Here is a 20,584-nt window from a genome sequence, read left to right on the forward strand (position 1 = left end):
GGTGCCAATGACCCAACCTTTACGCTTTTTGTTTGATAGGTTGGATCACGGCTTTGACATTCGCACGTTTCGCCTGCTTTTGGGCGCTTTCAACGTTCGCTTCGGCAGTACATGCGGAATATGTGCTTTCGGATGGCACTGAAGTTACACCGCTTGAGATTTTTCAGGAATGCGATGTATGCCCTGAAATGATTGCCTTGCCCTTGGGTGAGTTTCTGATGGGGGCCCCTCCGGGGGAAGCAAAACGAAACTTTCACTGGGACGCAAAAGGGTTTCGACTTGCAACGCCCGAAGAGCCCTATATCGCGCATCACGAAGGGCCGGTACATCCAGTAACGGTCGATATGCCTGTGGCCATGGGGCGAAATGAAGTTACCCACGAGCAATGGATGGCCTGTGTAGATGATGGAGGGTGTGGGGGGCATTACCCAAGAGATTGTATCTCTCTACCCTACAGAGACCGATGCGCTGACATTCGCGGAAATCATCCGGTTATTGATGTGTCCTATCTGGATGCATTGGCCTACGCGCGATGGCTCAACAATAAAGTTGGGGCAGATGTTTACCGCCTTCCGACAGAGGCCGAGTGGGAATACGCAGCTCGTGCAGGGACACAAACCCCGTTTGCGCAAGGTGAAGACGTCACCACGGATCAGGTAAATTTCCACGGGAAACCCACCGAAGAAATGCTTGGGGTCAAGAGGCCAGACCTAGCGAGGCGTGGTCACCCGGTTCCGGTTGACGAGCTTGACTCCGCCAATGATTGGGGGTTGCGACACATGTCGGGGAATGTGGCTGAGTTAACGATGTCTTGTTGGACGGAAACACATCAACTTTGGAGCACGTCAAGCGTTTACTTGAATAAGGCGTTGGAGCCAGGATGTTCGGCAAGAGCAGGGCGCAATGGAGCCTTTTGGCTAGCAATGGATTTTTCACGTGTGGCCACACGGGGCAGGGTGGAGCCAACCGCGAGATCAACATCAAACGGTTTCCGTATCTTGAGAGAGTTAAAGTAAATTCGCTGGAGTTCTTCGCCCTCAAAACCCCAACCGATCCCGCAGCGCAAACCACGTCATTGCCAGAACCAGCAACGGGCTGCGCAGGGCGGAGCCACCGGGAAAGGGCAGGGCGGGGACGCGGGCCATGGTATCGAACCCTTCGGCTTGTCCCTGTATGGCCAGTGCCATCAATTGACCAGCATGGGTAGCGGTACCCACTCCGTGGCCTGAATAGCCCGAGGCCGACAGGATATTCGGCGCAACCCGCGTCAGGTAGGGCATGCGGCGCATGGTGATGGCCAGCGTGCCACCCCAAGCATAGTCGATCTTCACATCATGCAGATGCGGAAAGATCTCCGTCATAGGTTTGCGCACCTTGGCGGCTATGTCGGCGGGGAAACGGTAGCCATAACTCTCACCACCGCCAAACAGCAGGCGACCATCTGCGCTGAGGCGGAAGTAATTCACCACGAATTTGGTGTCAGCGACCGCGACGTCCTGCGTCAGGACGCGGGCGGCGTCGGCCCCCAATGGCTCGGTCGCCGCGATGAAGTTGTTGATCGGCATGACCCTTGACGCCACCCTGCGGTTCAGATCGCCCAGATACCCATTGCAGGCCAGAATAACGTGGTCGGCGGTGACCGTTCCGTTCGCCGTCTGCACCTTGGCAGGTTGGCCTTCCTCAATCCCGGTCACCTCGGTGCTTTCAAAGATGCGCACCCCGGCCTTTGCCGCGGCTTGTGCCAGACCCAAGGCAAAGTTCAACGGGTGCAGGTGTGCCGCGCCCATGTCCAGATACCCGCCTTTGTAAGAGGGCGATGGGCACAGCGCGTGGCCGGCGGCCTCGTCCAATAATTCGATCTGATCGTAACCGTAACGGCCGGATAGATGTGCGGCATGTTCGTGCAGGTCTTGCTGCTCGCCTGCGCTGAGGCCCAGAACGGCAACGCCCGGTTTCAGGTCGCAGTCGATCTGGTGCTTAGCGATGAGCGATTTGACCAGATCTTTTGCGTCCTCTGCCAGATCCCATAGCTTGGCCGCATCATCGTTTCCAACCAACCGCTCGAGGTCTTCCTGATCCATGCGCTGGGCGCTTCCCAACTGGCCACCGTTGCGACCGGACGCGCCGAACCCCACACGGTGCGCCTCAAGCAGCACCACGTTGAGCCCGGCTTCGGCCAAATGCAGCGCGGCGGACAGGCCGGTGTAGCCTGCACCAACGACACAGACATCGGCTGTCTCGTCTTTGCGGAGTGCCGGAAACCGATCCACCGGGTTGGCCGTCGCCGCATACCAACTGGCCGGATACTCGGCCTTGCGGTCGTTGGAATAGAGCAGGTTCATCGCGCACCTCAAACGTTCAGCAGCAGATGCTCACGCTCCCACGGAGAGATCACCTGCAGGAATTCCTCGTATTCTGCGCGTTTGACGATGCTGTAGACGCGGGCGAATTCTGGGCCAAGGACCTCATGCAGGGCGTCGGCCTCATCAAACAGGTCAAGCGCGCTGCCCATAACCTGTGGGATATCGCCTTCGCCTTCATAGGCGTCGCCATAGAATTGACGGCGGGGACGTTCCTGCTGTGTCAGGCCGAGATAGCCACAGGCCAGCGACAGCGCGATGCCCAGATAAGGGTTGCAGTCCATCCCGGCGATACGGTTTTCGACCCGCCGCGCCTCAGGCCCGGACAGGGGTACGCGGATACCGGTGGTGCGATTATCACGTGCCCATTCCAGATTGATCGGTGCGGCGTGGTCTTTCACGTAGCGACGGTAGGAGTTCACGTAAGGCGCCATCACGGCCAGCCCGGCGGGCAGGTGGTTCTGCAGCCCGGCAATGAAGTTATAGAACGCGTCCGTCTCACCGCCCTGTGGACCAGAGAATATGTTTTGCCCGGTCTCAGTATCGATGATCGAGTGGTGGATATGCATGGCCGAGCCCGGCTCATCCTCGATCGGCTTGGCCATGAAGGTGGCAAAGCAATCGTGACGCAAAGCGGCCTCGCGGATCAGGCGTTTGAAGTAGAACACCTCATCCGCCAGCTTGACCGGATCGCCATGGCGTAGATTGATTTCCAGCTGACCCGCGCCGCCTTCTTGCGTGATGCCGTCGATCTCGAATCCCTGGTGTTCGGCGAAATCATAGATGTCGTCGATCACCGGGCCGAACTCGTCCACTGCCGTCATTGAATAGGCCTGTCGCGCCGCCGCCGGACGGCCCGAGCGACCCATCATCGGCTTGATCCCCTGCGCCGGATCGACATTGCGGGCGACCAGAAAGAACTCCATTTCAGGTGCGACAATCGGCTTCCAACCCTTGTCGTGATACATCTGCACCACCCGTTTCAGCACGTTGCGGGGACTGAAGGGGATCGGCTCTCCATCCCGGTCATAGGCGTCGTGGATCACTTGCAGTGTCCAGTCGCCCGTCCAGGGCGCGGCCGAGGCGGTCGAAAAGTCAGGCTTGAGGATCATGTCCCGTTCGATAAACCCATCCTCGCCGGCGGCCTCACCCCAATCACCTGTGATGGTCTGGTAGAAAACGCTGTCGGGCAGATGGAAATAAGCCTGCTTTGCAAATTTCGAGGCGGGCACAGCCTTACCACGGGCGATACCGGGTAAGTCCGAGATGATGCATTCAACCTCATCCAGCCGTTGACCGTCGATATAAGTTCGGGCTGCCTGTGGCAGTTGATCTTTCCAGTCGGCCATCAGGCCCTCTCTTTCTTCAGAAACTCGGCCATCAACTGCCCGATCTTCGGATTGTCGTTCTGGGCGGGCAGGCGGTTGGCTGCCGCCTCCATCAGTGCATCGGGCACAACGCCTTTTCCGCGCGTGTTCATGAGGCCCTGAATGAAGGCATCGCCGTATTCCGGATGCGCCTGCACCGTCCAGACGTTGTCGCCATAGGCCACCATCGCGTTATGGCAGAATGTGTTTGTGCCCAACACACGCGCGTCTTCGGGCAATTCAATCACCTGATCCTGATGCCAGGCGTTCAGCGTTATGGTCTGGCCGTCATATTCATAGTCTGTGCGTCCAACGGCCCAGCCGCCTTTGAATTTCTCGACTTTCCCGCCAAGCGCCTGCGCAATGATCTGGTGGCCGAAACAGACGCCGATCAGGGGGCGCCCGCTTTGACGAATGGCACGGATCAGATCTTCAAGAGGCGGTATCCACGGGTGGTTCTCATACGCGCCGTGGCGCGAGCCAGTGATGACCCAGCCATCGGCCTGAAGCTCATCTTTTGGGAACTGCCCGTCCACGACGGCGAAGGTTTCGTAGGTAAAGCCATTGCCGTCCAGAAGCGCGCGAAACATCGCGTCATATTCGTCGAACTGGTCCTGCAATACGTCAGGAGGGTGGCCGGTCAGTAGGATGCCGATTTTCATGGGTCACCAAATTTGATCAAATTTATTCTAGCCCACCGGGTTCACGCGGGCAAGAGGGTCATACCGCTTCCAGATAGCTTAGCCAGTGTTCTTCCACCGGGCGGTCGGCAAAGCGGCGCATTTCCTGCCGCTTGGTCATGGCGAAAAAGCGGATCAGATCGGCGGGGAAGATGCGCGCTACGTTCGGGTCGGTTTCGAACGCGGTAATGGCTGAACCCCAATCTGCCGCCAGTTGCGGCAGGCTGTCGATCTCATATGCATTGCCCGAGATTGGGGCGGGGGGTTCGGTCTCATCTTCGACCCCGTTCAGCGCGGCACCCAGAACAGCGGCCAGCATCAGATAAGGGTTGATGTCGCCGCCGGCGACGCGATGCTCGATCCTCCGCGCGGTGGGGGCACCACCGGGGATACGCAGAGCGGCGGTGCGGTTTTCATAGGCCCAGCTTGCACCTGTTGGGGCATGCGCGCCGGGAACCAGCCGGGTGTAGGAATTGCCGTGGGGGGCAAAGATCAATGTGCAGCCGGGCATCGTCGACAGACATCCGGCAACGGCCCAGCGCAGCAGATCAGTGCCCTCTGGCCCGCCATTGTCGAATACGTTCCGGCCTTCCTCATCAACGACCGAAAAATGCACGTGCATCCCGTTGCCCGCGTCATCGGCGTACGGTTTCGACATGAATGTGGCCGTAAACCCATGTTTGCGGGCAAGGCCACGCGTCAAGGCCTTGAAAAGCCACGTATCATCGGCGCAGCGCATGGCATCTTGATGGTTCAGGTTGATCTCAAACTGGCCAATGCCGCTTTCGGATATCGCTGTCTGGGCTGGTATGCCCATGGCTGCGCATCCGTCGTAGAGATCGGTGAAAAACGCGTCGAACGCGTCCATCTCGGCCATGGACAAAACTGCCTCATCCGCCAGCCGCCGATCTGTGACCGGGTTGATTGGAGGCTGCGGCTGGGGGCCGGATGCGTCCAGCAGAGTGAACTCCAGTTCGGTCGCTGCGATGACAGACCAACCGCGCTGGGCATAGCGTTCCAGCACAGCGGCCAGCGCGTGCCGGGGATCCCCAGCAAAGGGCACACCTGCGTCATCATGCAAGCACATCGGGACCAGTGCGGTGTCTGCTTCCAGCCAAGGCATCGGCACCGGCCCGCGGTCCGTCGGCAGTAGCATTCCATCGGCGTCACCGGATTCAAAGACCAGCGGGCTGCCGTCGATATCCGCGCCCCATAGATCCACATTCAACGCGGAAAAGGGCATCCGCACCGCGCCTTTAGTCAGCTTGTCGGCATATGAGGGCGGCACTCGCTTGCCGCGCATCTGACCGTTCAGGTCACAGGCAGTAACGCGAAAACTGTGCAGGGCGCTCAGGTCCATCGGGGTCTCCATCCTTCGAGTTACCCGAGATGTAATGGGTTAAACGCGCCTTGTCACTAAATTTGATCAAATTATTGCCGTGGTGGTTTTGCAGCAAGTTGCTCCGCGCCAGAGGGGAACGGCGCGGAGCAGGGGCTTTAAACGAAGCTGACGCCGTTTTCAGCCATTGGCAGTTCGGCTACATGCGTGCCTGACAATGCGTTGATTGCATTGGCCAACGCCGGGGCCGAGGGTGGGGTGCCCGGTTCGCCAACACCTGTGGGTGCCTCGGCTGATGGAACGATATGTACGTCAATCGCGGCGATGTCGCCAATCCGCAGCGGCTCATAATCCGGGAAGTTGAATTGATCCACAGTGCCATCTGTCAGCGTGATCTGATCGCGCATGACATGCCCGATGCCGTAACCGATGCCGCCTTCCATCTGCGCGCGCACCACATCGGGGTTCACCGCAATGCCACAATCGACTGCACAAGTGACCTTTTCGATCTTGATGCCGTTTTCCGGATCTCCCGATACCTCGACAACCTGAGCGGCATAGGAACCAAAGGACTTGTGAACTGCGATACCCTGCGCGCGACCTGCAGGCGCGTTGCCCCAGTTGCCTTTTTCAGCCGCCAGTTTCAGAACCGTAGCTTTGCGTGCCTGATCCGGGTTGCTGGCGTCGGCAAGGTGCGACAGTCGGAACTTCACCGGATCGCGCCCTGCGGCCTCGGCAACTGCATCCATCATCGTCTCCATGACATAGCCGGTGTGGGTGTGGCCCACAGAGCGCCACCACAGTACCGTCGTTGCCTTTGGCGTGTCGGTCAGCCCAAGCGCCATTCCGGGGATGGCATAGGGACTGTCGGCGATACCTTCGATCGAGCTGTGGTCGATCCCGTCATGCACCAGAACGGATTCAAACGGAGTGCCCTTGATGACCGATTGGCCAGCTACCTGATGTTGCCAGCCAACGATGTCGCCATTGGCATTCAGGCCCACACGGACCTTGTGACCAAAGGCAGGGCGGTAATAGCCGCTGCGGATGTCATCCTCACGCGTCCAGACCAGCTTAACCGGGCGCGAGCGGTCGGTGACCACAAAGGCCAGCGCTGCCTCGACTTGGTAATCCGCATCTGGTGTCGCGCGACGCCCGAACGACCCGCCTGCCAGCATCGTCTTGATGTGGATCTTTTCGGGCGGCAGTTGGAAGATTTGCTGATACGCCATGTGCGGGCCGGTCGGCATTTGCGCACCATCATGCAAGACGATGTCGCCCTCGGCGGTCTGTTCGATGGTGCAGTTCAGAGGCTCCATCGGAGCATGCGCCAGCAGCGGGAAGTAAAAGGTCTTTTCGATGACCTTGTCTGCCCCGTCGATTGCTGCTGCGACTGCTGCGACGTCCGCCTTGTTCACGTTATAAGTTGGTTCGGCATCCAGTGCGGCCATGATCTCGGCCTTGATCTGATCCGAATGGCGGGTTTCTGCGCCCGACATATCCCAATCAACCTCAAGCGCGTCACGCGCCTGGATCGCGGCCCAGGTGTTTTCGGCGTAAACCGCGACCCCTGCCTGATTGGGCAGAACGGCGGCTGAGATATAGCCTTTGACCTCTTTCGACGCGCTGTCGTCAAAGCCGTTGGCGATACCGCCTTTTGACTCAGGGCGCTTGATCATGGCGACCATCTGGTTTGGCAGGTGAACGTCCATGGCGTACATGGCCTGACCGTTGCCTTTGATGGCAGAATCCTTGCGGCGCACGGATTCGTTGCCGATCAGACGGAATTCCGATGGGTCTTTCAGGCGCGGCTCGGCGGGCGCGTCTAGCTGAGAGGCCGCAGCCACAAACTCGGCAATCGGGGCGGATTGGTCGCCCGCTTTGACGATGCCTTCGTCGATGGTGATACCCGCGGCATCCACACCCCAGCTTTGGGCGGCGGCGGCGATCAGCATTTCGCGCGCGGCGGCACCAGCCTGACGATATTGCATCCACGAATTCGCCATCGCGGTCGACCCGCCGGTGCCCTGAAAGGGGCCGAACAGAAGGTTGTTGTAAACCTGCGCGTTAGATGGCGCGAATTCGTAGTCGATCTGATCCATGCGAAGACCGATTTCTTCGGCGATCAACGTCGGCAGGCCGGTTGCGGGACCCTGACCTTTTTCAAAGTGTTTGACGATGGCCGTCACTGTTCCATTCGCATCAATCTTGACGAAGGGGTTGAATTGCGCAGTCTCGGATGAGGTCGCAGCCAGCACGCCATCGGCACGCGCACCAACCAGCAGAACAGCACCGGCAGCGGCGGCCCCTTTCAGAAACCCACGGCGAGAGGTGTTGATGGTCATAGATCAGGCCTCCAGAATTTCGGACGCGCGCTGAATGCCGGCGCGAATGCGTTGATAGGTGGCGCAGCGGCAGGCATTGCCGTGCATGTAATCGTCAATCTCTTCGACGGATGGGGTGGGATTTTCGGACAACAGCCCAACGGCCGACATCACCTGACCCGATTGGCAATAGCCGCACTGAACGACGTCCAACTCAACCCAGGCCTGCTGAACGGCGGCGCCGATCTTGTCATTGCCGACGGCCTCGATTGTGGTGATCTCGGCATCTTCGACGTCTTCGATATAGGTCTGGCACGAGCGTACGGGCTCGCCATTCAGGTGTACGGTGCAGGCACCGCACGAGGCGACGCCGCAGCCGAATTTGGTTCCAGTTAGTTTTAGTTCATCCCGGATTACCCACAGCAAGGGCGTGCCGGGTTCGGCGTCAACCGTGTGGGTTTCGCCATTCAGTTTCAATGTCAGTGCCATGAGGGGACCTTCCGTGTTGGGCTGGTTACCTGAGTCGGTAAACTGGCGCGTTTACTTGTGGCACAGAATGTCACCCTTGTAAACTCCTGCGTTTACCTAGGATTTGACCGCCCCCTGTCAATAGGTCTATAGCTCTGACATGACCGAATGCAGCGCACCGAATGCGACCAAATACGCGCAGATCATCGAAGCTGCTGTGACCGAGTTCCAGGACAAGGGCTTTGCCGCAGCCAGCATGGATCGCATCTCGGCGCAGGCCGAGGTGTCTAAGCGTACGCTGTATAAGTATTTCGAAAGCAAGGAAAACCTGTTTCGCTCGATTGTGATCGAACTGTCCAGCCGCTTTGCCGAAGTGGTCGAAATCCGGTACAAAAAAGGCCGTGATATTCGCGAACAACTGACCGAACTGGCCTGGGCCGAAGGGCGCATCCTGATGATGCCGGATGTGATGGCGATGTCCCGGATGGTGATCAGCGAAACCTTGCGCAGCCCGGCCCTTGCTGCCGAGGCGACAGGCAAACTAGACAAAACTGCCGCCTTCATCGGCATGATGCGGGATGCAGCCGAGGACGGGCAATTGCGGATCGACGATCCGGAACAGGCGGGGCGCGAATTCATCGGCCTGATCAAAGCGCGCGCATTTTGGCCCCTTTTGTTCACCGGGTCTGTGCTGAGCGAGGCCGAAATGGCCGAAACCATCGAAAACAGCGTCGAAATGATGATCAGCCGTTATGCGGTGTAAGGGTCAAAACCCGTCACATATCATCCGCCCTGGCTGAGATTCGTCTCGAAACTGACAATTTGGCATTCCGAGTGGCACTCGGTCCCGAAATAGTGCTACAGGGCTGTTCTGAAATGATCCCCTGAGGAACAAGGCCAAGACGGGCGCGGAAAGTATGTCGAATTTAGTAAAAAACACAGCCCTGAAAGGGGGTGGACTTAGGCGCGCGGCCCGTCTGTCCGTTGCCCCCATGATGGACTGGACGGATCGGCACTGTCGCTATCTGCACCGGCTGCTCAGTGGGCAAGCGTTGCTTTACACGGAAATGGTGACGGCCCCAGCGCTGGTGCGCGGTGGGGCGATGCATTTGCTGAGATACAGCCCTCAGGAACACCCCGTAGCGCTGCAACTGGGCGGGTCCGACCCAAAGGAATTGGCGCAGGCAGCGCGGCTTGGGACCGAGGCGGGCTATGATGAGGTCAACCTGAACTGCGGCTGCCCTTCGGATCGGGTGCAGTCCGGCACATTTGGGGCGGTTTTGATGAAGGACCCGGGCCGGGTTGCCGAATGCGTATCTGCTATGCGTGAGGTTGTGGATGTTGACGTGACGGTCAAATGCCGGATCGGCGTGGATGAACAAAACCCCGAAGAGGTTCTGCCAACATTTCTGGACCAAATCCGCGCGGCCGGTTGCGAACGGGTGACGATCCACGCGCGTAAGGCTTGGTTGCAGGGTCTCAGCCCCAAGGAAAACCGCGATGTTCCGCCTTTGGATTATGATCTGGTTCACCGGATGAAGGCGGCATTTCCCGATCTACATATATCGATCAATGGGGGCATTACCTCTCTGGATCAGGCGCGAACGCATCTTGAGGCAGGGCTGGACGGCGTCATGATCGGGCGCGCGGCCTATCATCAGCCGACCGACATTTTGGCGGAAGCTGACCCGCTGATCTACGGCACCGGGCAGGCGGCTGATCCCGTCGAAGTTGTGCAGAAAATGGTTCCCTATGTCGAGGCTCACCTTGTCGAAGGGGGCCGGTTGCACCAGATCACTCGTCATATGCTGGGCTTGTTTGCCGGTCGCCCCGGTGCGCGGGCCTGGCGGCGGGCCTTGTCCGAAGGCGCGGTGCATGAGGGCGCGGGCCCCGAGGTAATGTTGCAGGCACTGGAGCGCGTGGCGCCTCTGGTCGAGGTTTGAGCGGAATAAGACACGGCCATAGGCCGCTATGGGGGGAAGATGCCCGAGACGATGTTGTTGGCCCAGATGCTGGGCCTATTACTTGTAATCGGGGCGCTGGCCGGTGTGCTGGCCGGATTGCTGGGCGTTGGCGGGGGCATCGTGCTGGTTCCGGCCTTTTTCTATGCCTTTCAGACGCTTGGCTATGGCGGCCCGCAATTGATGCAGTTGTGTCTGGCGACCTCTTTGGCGACGATCATCGTGACCTCTGTGCGATCGGTGTTGTCGCACAACAAAAAAGGCGCTGTGGACTGGGAAATTCTGCGCGGCTGGGGGCCTGGGATCGCGGTCGGGGCGATCATTGGCGTTCTGGTGGCCTCGGCGCTGCGGACCGAGGTTCTGCAGATATTGTTTGGCGTTCTGGGGATGGTCATCGGTGCCTATCTTGGGCTAGGCAAATCTGAATGGCGGTTGGGTGACGCCATGCCCAAAGGGATCAAACGTGCCGTACTGTCGCCCCTGGTGGGCTTTCTTTCGGTGTTGATGGGGATCGGAGGCGGCAGTTTCGGCGTGCCACTGATGAGCCTTTACAACACGCCCATTCACCGCGCCGTGGCAACTGCTGCCGGTTTTGGCGTGATCATCGCGGTGCCTTCGGTTCTGGGCTTTCTGTTTCTGGACGTTCCGCCGGAACACCGCCCGCCTCTGACCATCGGGGCGGTCAATCTGGTCGCCTTTGGTATCGTTGTCGCCATGACGACAATCACCGCGCCGTGGGGGGTAAAGCTGGCTCATGCGATGAACCCTAAACCCCTCAGACGCGTGTTTGCGGTGTTCCTGACGCTGGTCGCCCTGAACATGCTGCGTAAGGCACTGGGGTTATGAGCGATTTTCACGAAAATGGCTGGATCAGGTTCCCCTTCGATCCGGTGCTGGCCGAGTGGGTAGGGCACGCGCTGCCCGCTGCCCGTGCATCTGTCACTGACCCAGCCCATGCCCAATGGCTGGATTGTGAGGGGACATGGTTTATTGGCGTCGACGCGTTGGACAATGACCCGCGGGGCAGGGTTGGGCAATCGGGGGTGTTGTCCGGCCAGGCCATGGATTTCATCACCGATCAGTACGGAGAACTGCCGCTACACAAGGGGCAGGTCTCGGTCATCTACCCCGGCTATCCACGCCCGCGACAGGGCGAAAGCGCCAGCGCCGGGCAGTATCGGTTGAAGCGGGACGCGGCACATGTGGACGGGTTGCGGCCCGCGGGACCGGATCGGCGGCGGCGCGTGGATGAGCCGCATGCGTGGATATTGGGCATTCCTCTGAACGATGCCAGTATTGATGCCGCCCCCATGGTGCTGTGGGAAGGCAGTCATAAAATCCTGCGCGCCGCATTCAGAAGCGCGCTGGACGGGTATTCACGGGATAGTCTGCATCAGGTGGATATAACCGAGGCGTATCAGGCTGCGCGCCGTGAAGTATTCGACACTTGCCCACGCATCGAATTGCCCGCCAAACCCGGTGAGGCCTACCTGTTGCACCGTCATTGCCTGCATGGGGTGGCCCCATGGGGCGTCAATGCCTCGGCCGGGGCGGATGGACGCATGATCGCCTATTTCCGCCCCGAGTGCGCCGGGGGAGTAGCCGAATGGATCGAATCCGCCTAACCTCCTGCCATTATTCGGATTTGGAGGTTTTTTGATGATTACAGTCCACAGGAATTCGGACGGAGCATTGCTGGAAGTTGAACTGTCCGGCGAGGTGACCAGTACTGATTACAGCGAGGTTCTGGTGCCCGCTATCGAGGCCGCATTGACCGAACATGAAAACGTGCGTCTGCTGGCCGTCGTTCAGCCGGAATTCAAGGGTTACGACCTAAGTGCCGCTTGGGCCGATACAAAGCTGGGGCTGAGCCACTGGCGCGGATTTGATCGCATTGGCGTGGCGGCGGATCAGGGTTGGGTAAAGACCAGTATCCGCCTGGCTGCCCCGATCCTGCCATGCCCGGTACAAGTCTTTGCGCTTTCCGAACTGGAGGCCGCCCGACGCTGGATGCGCGAATCTTTGGGGTCGATTCACGTGGTTGATCTGGGTGGGCCGTGCATTCAGATCAGCCTCTTGGGAAAGCTGGACCCCGACGAATTCAGCCGGGCGGAACGGGACCTCGATAGCCTGTTGCAAGCCAAGGAGGGGTTCCGGTTGTTGATCGACTTGCGGGAATTTGACGGCTGGCAGGGTCTGTCAGCGCTGGCATCGCATTTCAAACTGGTTCGGAAACATGCCGGGATGCTGGATCGCGCGGCCATCGTTGGGGACAAAACGTGGCAACATATGGCGCAACGGGCGGCCAGTCATGTTCTGGGCACGAGAACTCAGTTCTTTGCATCTGAGGATATCGAAAATGCCAAATCCTGGCTGGCTGCCGGGTAGGCCAAGATTAAACCTGACGCTTACGTCAGGTCATGCTAGGTCAGGCTTTGTTTTTCTTGATTGAATGGTCAAAAAACGATTAGCAATGCCTTGTTCTTCCGCGTAACCACTTCGGAGGAACCTGAAAACTGAAGCGCGTCGCTGTGGGTTGCCACTCACTCACCACAAGTGTTCGAACTTGATCCCCCTCGAAGTTCAGACCAACCTGCAGCGGCGCAGATTCAGTCCATGTCCAGGATCTGGATAGAATTTAAGACTTTTTCAGGCGTGCGGCACGACCACCCCGGCGTTTGGTCAGCTGGGGTTTGCGTGAGGGCAGGTTTTCCATGATCTCAGCACGCTCGTTGCTGTCCATTTTAGACCAGCGCGAGATTTCGTCGATCGTGCGGTAGCAACCGGTACAGATACGTTCGGTCGGGTGAACGACGCAGATCTGGATACAGGGGCTTTCGACCTCGTTCCTTTTCCAAACCATGTTCGTCATTGCCGTATCCCGTTGCAACTAAAGAAAGCGCAGCCTGTCCAGCGCCCCTTGCAGAATATAACCAGCCGCGACGTGATCGATAACCTGTCCGCGACGTTTTCGTGTCGTATCCGCCTCAAGCAGTGCCTTTTCGGCCGCAACCGTGCTGAGCCGTTCGTCCCAGAACCCGATGGAAACCTCGGTCAGCCGCGACAGGTTTCGGGCAAAGGCGCGGGTGGATTGGCAGCGCGGACCTTCGGTTCCGTCCATGTTTTTTGGCAGACCCAGAATGACACCGCCAATCTCGCGGTCAGCGATCAGTTCCAGCAATCGCGCGGAATCCAGGGTGAATTTTTTGCGCCGCACGGTCTCCAACGGGCTGGCCACACCGCGCATCCGGTCCGAGACGGCGACCCCGATGGTTTTTTCGCCCAGATCCAGACCCATCAGCGCAGTCATCGGCGGCAGGGCGGCAGCAAATTCTTCGAATGCGTCGTGAATCATTGTGCAATTCCGGCCTGCAATGCGGCGGCGTCGATCAGTTCGATGGCATCGGCATTTCCGGCAAAGACTGCCATAGCCTCGTTTTTGATGTCGATGGCCCGCTGACCTTCGCCCAACACGCCAAGGGCTGCAATCAGACGCGCCCATTCCTCGGGTGAACCGCCCTCAGAGGCCAGACGTTCAGACAGTTGGTTGACCATGCCCTTGATCATTTCTTGCCGTTCTTCCGGTGTCAGTTCGGCTGCGGCGTCGACGTCACCCTGACTGGGGCCGGGGGCAGCAGGTATTTCAGGCGCGTTGAATACCCCGGCGCGGAAAGCCAGCTCGTCCAATTGGGCCCTAATGGCTTCGGCCCATGGCGCGCCGACAGGGGCATCGCGGAGGGCATCGACCCAGACCCGGTATCCAACGTCGGGGCGTCCGATCTGCACCATCATCTGCCCTAGATAGTATTGCGCCGGCCCATGGCGCGGGTCGCGTTTCAGCGCCTGCCTCAATGCCTCTTCGGCCTCGGGCGAAACATAGCCGCCCACGGACAGGATCATCATCTCGGCCAGATGGGAAAAGGCATCGGCGGGGATATCGTCGCCAGACAGCTCGATCACACGTTGCTGGGCTGCGTAAGCGGCGGGAAAATTGCCTGCATTCGCCTCGTGTTGAGCCAGCAGGATATGGCCTTGCAGATCATCGGGGCGTGCTGCAACAGTCTCGCGCAACTGATTCAGAAGATTGGCATAACTCTCATCCAGCTGCGGCAATTGTGCGGGCGGGGCGGCTGCTTCGGCTTCGGCCTGGCTGGGGCGTTCGGCACGCAGAGTTTCGGCTTGCTCCAGCCGCAGCGACAAGGGCTGATCCGGCAGCCCCGCGGCACCCATCTGGCGATACATCCAGATCGCACCGCCCACGACGACAAGCGCGATGACAGCAAAGGCGGTAACGCTGGCCCAGCGAGGAGGTCCGGCGCGATCAACCCCGGCCTGCATCTGCGCGTCGGCGGCCAGAATGCGGCGTGAGATTTCCGTGCGGACCCGGTCTGCGTCGGCCTCGCCGATAACGCCACGGGCCAGATCCTTGTCCACGCCCGCCAGCTGCTCGCGATAGACACGCAGATCATATGCCGCCGCAGGCTCACGTGTTTTGCGGCTGCGGAGCAGGGAAAAGCCCAGGAACAGGGCAATCAGCAGTGCGGTTAGAATGGTGACGACCAGGAACGACATGGTTTCTCCGATATGGCTGCCCTGACTTAGACCTCTCGGCGGGGCGACAAAAGGGACAAATGGCCGCGAGAGGACGTCATGTCGCAATAAAAGGGCGGATGTCGCAATAGTTCGATATTGTGGCGCTGTGCGGCAGGGGTAAAGTGTTCGCGCACGGCATATCTGCGCCAATCACCGAACCGGATGGATTCGCTCATGAAACACTACTCAGCCTTTGCTGTGGCGCGGGAGGCCCTGCGCTATCACACCGGATGGGAGCGCGCGTGGCGCTCGCCCGAACCGAAAAAGCGGTACGACGTTATAATCGTCGGCGCAGGGGGGCATGGTCTGGCGACCGCCTATTATCTTGGCAAGAATTACGGCATCCAGAACGTCGCCGTGATCGAAAAAGGCTGGTTGGGTGGTGGCAATACAGGTCGGAATACAACCATCATCCGGTCGAACTATCTGCAGGATCCGTCGGCGGCGATCTATGAAAAGGCGCGTGGCCTCTATGAGGACCTGAGTCAGGACCTGAACTATAACATCATGTTCAGCCCCCGCGGTGTGATGATGCTGGCGCAGACACAGCACGAAATCCGTGGTTATCAGCGCACCGCCCATGCCAATGCGCTGCAGGGCGTGCAGACCGAGTGGATTGGGCCAGAGCGTGTGAAACAGCTGGTCCCGATCATCAATATTGACGGTCCGCGCTATCCGGTTCTGGGGGCTCTGTGGCAAGAACGCGGTGGCACCGCGCGGCACGATGCTGTGGCGTGGGGCTATGCCCGCGCGTGTTCGGCCATGGGCATGGACATCATCCAGCAATGCGAAGTCACAGGTGTGCGTTCTCAGGACGGCCGTGTCGTTGGCGTAGATACCACCAAAGGCGCGATTGACTGCGAAAAACTGGGCATCGTGGTCGCAGGCCATTCAGGTCAGCTGGCCGAGATGGCAGGCTTCCGTCTTCCGCTTGAGGCGATCGCCCTGCAAGCGCTGGTCTCCGAGCCGATCAAGCCTTGCATGGACGTGGTCGTGATGGCCAACACCGTGCACGGTTACATGTCTCAGTCCGACAAGGGTGAGATGGTGATTGGTGGCGGTACTGATGCCTATAACAACTTCACTCAGCGCGGGTCCTTCCACCATATCGAGGAAACCGTCCGCGCGCTGGTCGAGACCTTCCCGATGATTTCGCGTCTGAAGATGCTGCGCCAGTGGGGTGGTATCGTGGATATGACCGGTGACCGCTCGCCCATCCTGTCGAAGACGCCGCTACAAGGCTGCTTCATCAACGGTGGTTGGGGCACAGGTGGCTTCAAGGCAATCCCGGGGTCCGGCTGGGGGATGGCGCAGTTGATGGCCACCGGCCATTCGCCGCTGACCGAAGCGTTTTCGCTGGACCGTTTCAAAGAGGGCCGCTTCATCGACGAAAGCGTTGCCGCCGGGGTGGCGCACTAAGGGCGCTGCTCGAGGTTGCCCACAAACAGAATTCAGGTCGGCCATTGTGCCGACCGACCGCCAAAAGGATGAACACATGCTGATCCTGAATTGCCCGTATTGCGGCGTCGACGCCGAAGAAACCGAACTGGCCGCTGGTGGCGAGGCGCATCTGAAGCGTTTCGGTCCGGGCTCGTCGGATGACGAGTTCCACGACTACCTGTTCATGCGCGAAAACCCCAAAGGCGTCCATTTGGAACGCTGGCGCCACGCAAATGGCTGTGGCAAGTGGTTCCACGCCGCGCGCTGTACCCAGACTCTTGAGGTGTTTGGCACGTATTCCGCACAGGTCACCGAACCTCCGAAAGAGATTAAGGATGCCATCTCGGCCAAGCGCCCCGGCTGGACTTGGAGAGAGTTCGAATGACCCGCGTCACCACCCGTAATTCCGCCTGCGAAAGGTCCGCAACATGAGCACCCGTCTCGCAAAACAAGGCCGGCTGATTGACCGGTCGAAACAGGTCACCTTTACCTTCAACGGCACCTCGATGCAGGGGTACGAGGGCGATACGCTCGCCTCGGCCCTGCTGGCCAATGATCAGATGATGATGGGCCGGTCGTTCAAGTATCACCGCCCGCGCGGCGTTGTCGCCAGTGGCGCGGAAGAGCCGAACGCACTGGTCGGTCTGGGGCAGGGCAACCGGTTCGAGCCGAACCAGCGCGCCACCACGACCGAGTTGTTCAACGGTCTGACCGCGATTTCACAGAACCACTGGCCGAACCTTGAATTCGACATCGGGGCGGTGAACACGCATCTGTCTCGCTTTCTGCCGGCTGGCTTCTACTACAAGATGTTCATCCACCCCAAGCCGTTCTGGAAACACGTTTATGAGCCGTTCATCCGCCAGTCGGCCGGTCTGGGCAAAGCGCCCGACAAAGACAACCGCGACGCGGACACCTATGAGCATTTTTATGCCTTCACCGATGTTCTGATAATCGGCGGTGGTGTGGCTGGTCTGCAGGCCGCAAAGGCGGCGGGTGCGTCCGGCGCCAAGGTGATGCTGATCGAACAAACGGCACACTGGGGCGGTCGCGCTCCGGTCGATGGGGGCACCGTTGATGGCGCACCTGTGGATAAGTTCGTGGATCAATTGGTTTCCGAACTGGAAACAATGGACAACGTTACCATGCGATTGCGCTGCATGGGCGCGGGTGTCTATGACCACGGATATGTGCTGGGATATGAGCGTCTGACTGACCATACTCCGGGCATTCAGGGCCCACGCCACCGCCTGTGGCGCATCCGTGCCAAGCAGGTTGTGACCGCAACCGGTGCAATTGAACGTCCGCTGTCTTTCGCGGGCAACGATGTTCCGGGTGTGATGCTCGCTTCGGCCATGCGCGACTATGTGGTGAACTGGGGTGTCACCCCGGGCGAGCGCGTGATCGTTGCCACCAACAATGATGATGGGTATCGCACCGCGATCATCCTGAAACAGGCCGGAGTGGACGTCCTGCGCGTGATAGATGCACGTGCCGCTGCGGGCCCGATGGCCGAAGAGGCGCGTCAGCTCGGTATCCGGGTGGACCCCGGAAAAGCCGTCGCCAAAGTCAAAGGTGGCAAGCGCGTCAAAAAGGTCGCGATCTGCAATCAGGAAGGTATCGGTGGCGCTCGCGAAGAAGTTGAGTGCGATGCAGTTGCCATGTCGGGTGGCTGGTCTCCGGTCGTTCATTTGTGGTCGCATTGCGGTGGCAAACTGATCTGGGACGACGCGAACGCCCATTTCCGTCCTGACCCCGAACGTCCACCGCTGGGCGCGAATGGCGAGGGCTTTGTCGTAGCTGCCGGTTCCGCCAACGGCCCGCTGGCGCTGAGCGATGTTCTGGCTGACGCACAAACCGCAGGTGAGGCCGCAGCCAATGGCGCGGGTTTCAAACCCAAAACAGCCGACGCGCCGAAGGTTGAAACCACGGCCGAGGCCGCGATGGAGCCGGTCTGGCTGATGCCCGCCAATGCCGAGATTCAACTGCGCATGAAGTCCTGGCTGGATTTCCAGAACGACGTCAAAGTGTCCGACGTCCAACTGGCGGCGCGTGAAGGCTATGAAAGCGTTGAACACACCAAGCGCTACACGACGCTGGGTATGGCAACGGATCAGGGTAAGTTGAGTAATATCAACGGTCTGGCGATCCTTGCTGATGCGTTGGAGTCCGAAATTCCGAAAGTTGGCACCACCACATTCCGTCCACCGTATACTCCGATCTCGATGGGGTCGATTGGCGGCGAAGCGCGGGGCGACGTGTTCCAACCGATCCGTCAAACCCCGATGCATGACTGGCACGACAAGAACGGCGCGGATTGGGAACCAGTCGGCCACTGGCGCCGGACCTATGCTTATGTCCGCCCCGGTGAATCCGTACATGACGCGGTGAATCGCGAGGTCAAGAATACGCGCGAAAACCTCGGCCTGCTGGACGCATCGACGCTGGGCAAGCTGATCGTCAAAGGCCCGGACGCAGGCAAGTTCCTGGACATGATGTACACCAACATGATGTCCACGCTGAAGGTCGGCAAATGCCGCTATGGCCTGATGTGCTCGGAAAACGGCTTTCTGATCGACGATGGCGTTGTTGCCCGCATCGATGAGGACACATGGCTGTGCCACACAACCACCGGCGGAGCGGAACGTATCCACGGCCATATGGAAGAATGGCTGCAGACCGAATGGTGGGACTGGAAAGTTTATGTCGCCAACGTGACCGAGCAATACGCTCAGGTGGCCGTTGTCGGCCCCAACGCCCGCAAGGTATTGGAGAAGCTGGGCGGCATGGATGTGTCCAAAGAGGCGCTGCCGTTCATGGAGTGGCGCGATGGCAAGATCGGCGACTTCGACTGCCGTGCCTATCGCATCTCATTTTCGGGCGAGCTGTCCTATGAGATCGCCGTTCCTGCGTCTCAGGGGCAGGCGTTCTGGGATGCTCTGGTCGAGGCAGGGCAGGAGTTCGGAGTGATGCCTTATGGCACCGAATGTCTGCACATTCTGCGGGCCGAGAAGGGCTTTATCATGATCGGGGATGAGACCGATGGCACCGTGATCCCCCAAGATCTGGGGCTGCACTGGGCACTGTCCAAGAAGAAAGAGGACTACCTCGGCAAACGCGCCCATTCGCGCACCCATATGGCCGATCCGGACCGCTGGAAACTGGTGGGGCTTGAGACTGTGGATGGTTCCGTTATTCCCGACGGTGCTTACGCAGTAGGCGACGGCGTCAACGCCAACGGTCAGCGTAATATGATCGGTCGCGTTACCTCGACCTATTACTCGGCCAATCTGGGCAAAGGCATCGCCATGGGCTTGATCAAGCACGGACCCGACCGGATGGGTGAGATCGTCGAGTTCCCGGGTACCGACGGCAAAACCTATAAAGCCAAGATCGTGGACCCGATCTTCTATGACAAAGACGGGGAGAAGCAGAATGTCTGAACCCATCAGCGCACTGAATCACGCCGGCTATGACGGTATTGTCAAAGTCGAGGAATGTGGCCTGCAGGGTATGATCACCCTGCGGGGCGACCTGTCCGATAAGGTGCTGGTCAAAGCGGTTAAGGATGCCACAGGCCAAAAAGTACCCGGCCAGCGTGAATCTCTGGTCAATGGCGACACCGGCGTTTGCTGGATGTCCACGGACGAATTGCTGGTGCTAGTGCCGTATGCCGAGGTGGAGGCCAAGTTGGCCGCAATGGCAAACGCGCTTAGCGGCACACACGCGTTGGCGGTCAATGTCTCGGACGCGCGGGCCGTATTCCGCATCTCGGGCGCCGGCGCGCGCGAGGTGGTTGGCAAATTGGCCCCGGTCGATCTGTCGGTCGAGGCGTTCCAACCTGGCCAAATCCGCCGCTCGCGCTTGGCGCAGGTGGCAGGGGCGTTCTGGATGGACGACGCCGAGACCTTCCGTGTTGTCTGTTTCCGGTCGGCTGCGGATTACGTGTTCAAACTGCTCAAGGTTGCGGCGCAGCCAGGCAGTGAGGTTGGGTTTTATTGACCTCATAAACCCCGCAGAAAAGTTACAAATAACAGCCGCCTTTCCCAAAA

General features: G+C 59.5%; 20 protein-coding genes. 10 read left to right on the forward strand and 10 right to left on the reverse strand.

Annotated features, from left to right (window positions below):
- Nucleotides 1–53 precede the first annotated feature (53 nt).
- On the forward strand, nucleotides 54–1,016 hold the full coding sequence (locus ACR0AL_RS00615) for a formylglycine-generating enzyme family protein (protein WP_170375919.1): 963 nt from the start codon (nucleotides 54–56) through the stop codon (nucleotides 1,014–1,016).
- 21 nt (nucleotides 1,017–1,037) lie between these two features.
- Here ACR0AL_RS00615 and ACR0AL_RS00620 read toward each other — a convergent pair whose 3' ends face one another.
- The 6 genes from ACR0AL_RS00620 to ACR0AL_RS00645 form a co-directional block, all read right to left on the reverse strand.
- Nucleotides 1,038–2,342, reverse strand: a complete 1,305-nt coding sequence (locus tag ACR0AL_RS00620; RefSeq protein WP_480661588.1) for an NAD(P)/FAD-dependent oxidoreductase — start codon at nucleotides 2,340–2,342, stop codon at nucleotides 1,038–1,040.
- An 8-nt stretch (nucleotides 2,343–2,350) separates the two neighbouring features.
- Entirely contained in the window at nucleotides 2,351–3,709 is a 1,359-nt protein-coding gene (locus tag ACR0AL_RS00625; RefSeq protein WP_170349147.1) for a glutamine synthetase family protein, read from the reverse strand.
- The gene (locus tag ACR0AL_RS00630; protein ID WP_425080404.1) at nucleotides 3,709–4,389 is read right to left on the reverse strand and encodes a type 1 glutamine amidotransferase; all 681 of its coding nucleotides are present in this window, start codon (nucleotides 4,387–4,389) and stop codon (nucleotides 3,709–3,711) included. Before ACR0AL_RS00630 ends, ACR0AL_RS00625 begins: the two co-directional genes overlap by 1 nt.
- A 58-nt stretch (nucleotides 4,390–4,447) precedes the next feature.
- Nucleotides 4,448–5,767 (reverse strand): glutamine synthetase family protein, encoded by a 1,320-nt coding sequence (locus ACR0AL_RS00635; RefSeq protein ID WP_480661589.1) that lies wholly within the window; start codon nucleotides 5,765–5,767, stop codon nucleotides 4,448–4,450.
- 137 nt (nucleotides 5,768–5,904) lie between these two features.
- Nucleotides 5,905–8,091, reverse strand: coding sequence for a xanthine dehydrogenase family protein molybdopterin-binding subunit (locus tag ACR0AL_RS00640; RefSeq protein ID WP_480661591.1), 2,187 nt, complete (start codon nucleotides 8,089–8,091; stop codon nucleotides 5,905–5,907).
- A gap of 3 nt (nucleotides 8,092–8,094) precedes the next feature.
- Nucleotides 8,095–8,559 carry a (2Fe-2S)-binding protein gene (locus tag ACR0AL_RS00645; protein ID WP_170349143.1) on the reverse strand — a complete coding sequence of 155 codons (465 nt, stop codon included), beginning with the start codon at nucleotides 8,557–8,559 and terminating at the stop codon, nucleotides 8,095–8,097.
- A 139-nt stretch (nucleotides 8,560–8,698) separates the two neighbouring features.
- On the opposite strand from ACR0AL_RS00645, the gene ACR0AL_RS00650 reads away from it, so the two are divergent.
- From ACR0AL_RS00650 to ACR0AL_RS00670, 5 genes are all read left to right on the forward strand, one after another.
- Nucleotides 8,699–9,301, forward strand: coding sequence for a TetR/AcrR family transcriptional regulator (locus ACR0AL_RS00650; protein WP_480661593.1), 603 nt, complete (start codon nucleotides 8,699–8,701; stop codon nucleotides 9,299–9,301).
- Nucleotides 9,302–9,455: 154 nt separating this feature from the next.
- Nucleotides 9,456–10,481, forward strand: a complete 1,026-nt coding sequence (gene dusA, locus ACR0AL_RS00655; protein ID WP_480661595.1) for a tRNA dihydrouridine(20/20a) synthase DusA — start codon at nucleotides 9,456–9,458, stop codon at nucleotides 10,479–10,481.
- 39 nt (nucleotides 10,482–10,520) lie between these two features.
- Nucleotides 10,521–11,345 (forward strand): sulfite exporter TauE/SafE family protein, encoded by an 825-nt coding sequence (locus tag ACR0AL_RS00660; protein ID WP_480661597.1) that lies wholly within the window; start codon nucleotides 10,521–10,523, stop codon nucleotides 11,343–11,345.
- Nucleotides 11,342–12,124 carry a hypothetical protein gene (locus ACR0AL_RS00665; RefSeq protein ID WP_480661599.1) on the forward strand — a complete coding sequence of 261 codons (783 nt, stop codon included), beginning with the start codon at nucleotides 11,342–11,344 and terminating at the stop codon, nucleotides 12,122–12,124. Before ACR0AL_RS00660 ends, ACR0AL_RS00665 begins: the two co-directional genes overlap by 4 nt.
- Nucleotides 12,125–12,158: 34 nt before the next feature.
- The gene (locus tag ACR0AL_RS00670) at nucleotides 12,159–12,887 is read left to right on the forward strand and encodes a SpoIIAA family protein (RefSeq protein ID WP_480661601.1); all 729 of its coding nucleotides are present in this window, start codon (nucleotides 12,159–12,161) and stop codon (nucleotides 12,885–12,887) included.
- Between the two features lie 250 nt (nucleotides 12,888–13,137).
- Here the strand turns inward: ACR0AL_RS00670 and ACR0AL_RS00675 are convergent, their stop codons facing one another.
- Genes ACR0AL_RS00675 through ACR0AL_RS00690 form a run of 4 tightly spaced genes read right to left on the reverse strand, consistent with a single transcriptional unit; the run spans nucleotide 13,138 to nucleotide 15,268 of the window.
- A complete protein-coding gene (locus tag ACR0AL_RS00675; RefSeq protein ID WP_170359116.1) occupies nucleotides 13,138–13,371 on the reverse strand; it encodes a DUF1289 domain-containing protein in 234 nt (77 codons plus the stop codon).
- An 18-nt stretch (nucleotides 13,372–13,389) separates the two neighbouring features.
- A complete protein-coding gene (gene ruvX / locus ACR0AL_RS00680; RefSeq protein WP_170349136.1) occupies nucleotides 13,390–13,854 on the reverse strand; it encodes a Holliday junction resolvase RuvX in 465 nt (154 codons plus the stop codon).
- Complete coding sequence (gene ccmI / locus ACR0AL_RS00685; RefSeq protein WP_170359114.1) at nucleotides 13,851–15,071, reverse strand: c-type cytochrome biogenesis protein CcmI; 1,221 nt, start codon at nucleotides 15,069–15,071, stop codon at nucleotides 13,851–13,853. Before ccmI ends, ruvX begins: the two co-directional genes overlap by 4 nt.
- Before the next feature lie 26 nt (nucleotides 15,072–15,097).
- The gene (locus tag ACR0AL_RS00690) at nucleotides 15,098–15,268 is read right to left on the reverse strand and encodes a hypothetical protein (protein WP_170349134.1); all 171 of its coding nucleotides are present in this window, start codon (nucleotides 15,266–15,268) and stop codon (nucleotides 15,098–15,100) included.
- On the opposite strand from ACR0AL_RS00690, the gene ACR0AL_RS00695 reads away from it, so the two are divergent.
- The 4 genes from ACR0AL_RS00695 (at nucleotide 15,267) to ACR0AL_RS00710 (ending at nucleotide 20,534) form a co-directional block, all read left to right on the forward strand.
- Nucleotides 15,267–16,511 (forward strand): sarcosine oxidase subunit beta family protein, encoded by a 1,245-nt coding sequence (locus tag ACR0AL_RS00695; protein WP_170349133.1) that lies wholly within the window; start codon nucleotides 15,267–15,269, stop codon nucleotides 16,509–16,511. The two genes, ACR0AL_RS00690 and ACR0AL_RS00695, sit on opposite strands and share 2 nt — an antisense overlap.
- A gap of 76 nt (nucleotides 16,512–16,587) precedes the next feature.
- Nucleotides 16,588–16,917 (forward strand): sarcosine oxidase subunit delta, encoded by a 330-nt coding sequence (locus tag ACR0AL_RS00700; protein ID WP_170349132.1) that lies wholly within the window; start codon nucleotides 16,588–16,590, stop codon nucleotides 16,915–16,917.
- A gap of 43 nt (nucleotides 16,918–16,960) precedes the next feature.
- Nucleotides 16,961–19,975, forward strand: a complete 3,015-nt coding sequence (locus ACR0AL_RS00705) for a sarcosine oxidase subunit alpha family protein (protein ID WP_480661604.1) — start codon at nucleotides 16,961–16,963, stop codon at nucleotides 19,973–19,975.
- A complete protein-coding gene (locus ACR0AL_RS00710; protein WP_480661606.1) occupies nucleotides 19,968–20,534 on the forward strand; it encodes a sarcosine oxidase subunit gamma in 567 nt (188 codons plus the stop codon). The genes ACR0AL_RS00705 and ACR0AL_RS00710 overlap by 8 nt, the downstream gene beginning before the upstream one ends.
- Nucleotides 20,535–20,584: the final 50 nt, after the last annotated feature.

This window comes from Ruegeria sp. BB1 (assembly GCF_056539465.1).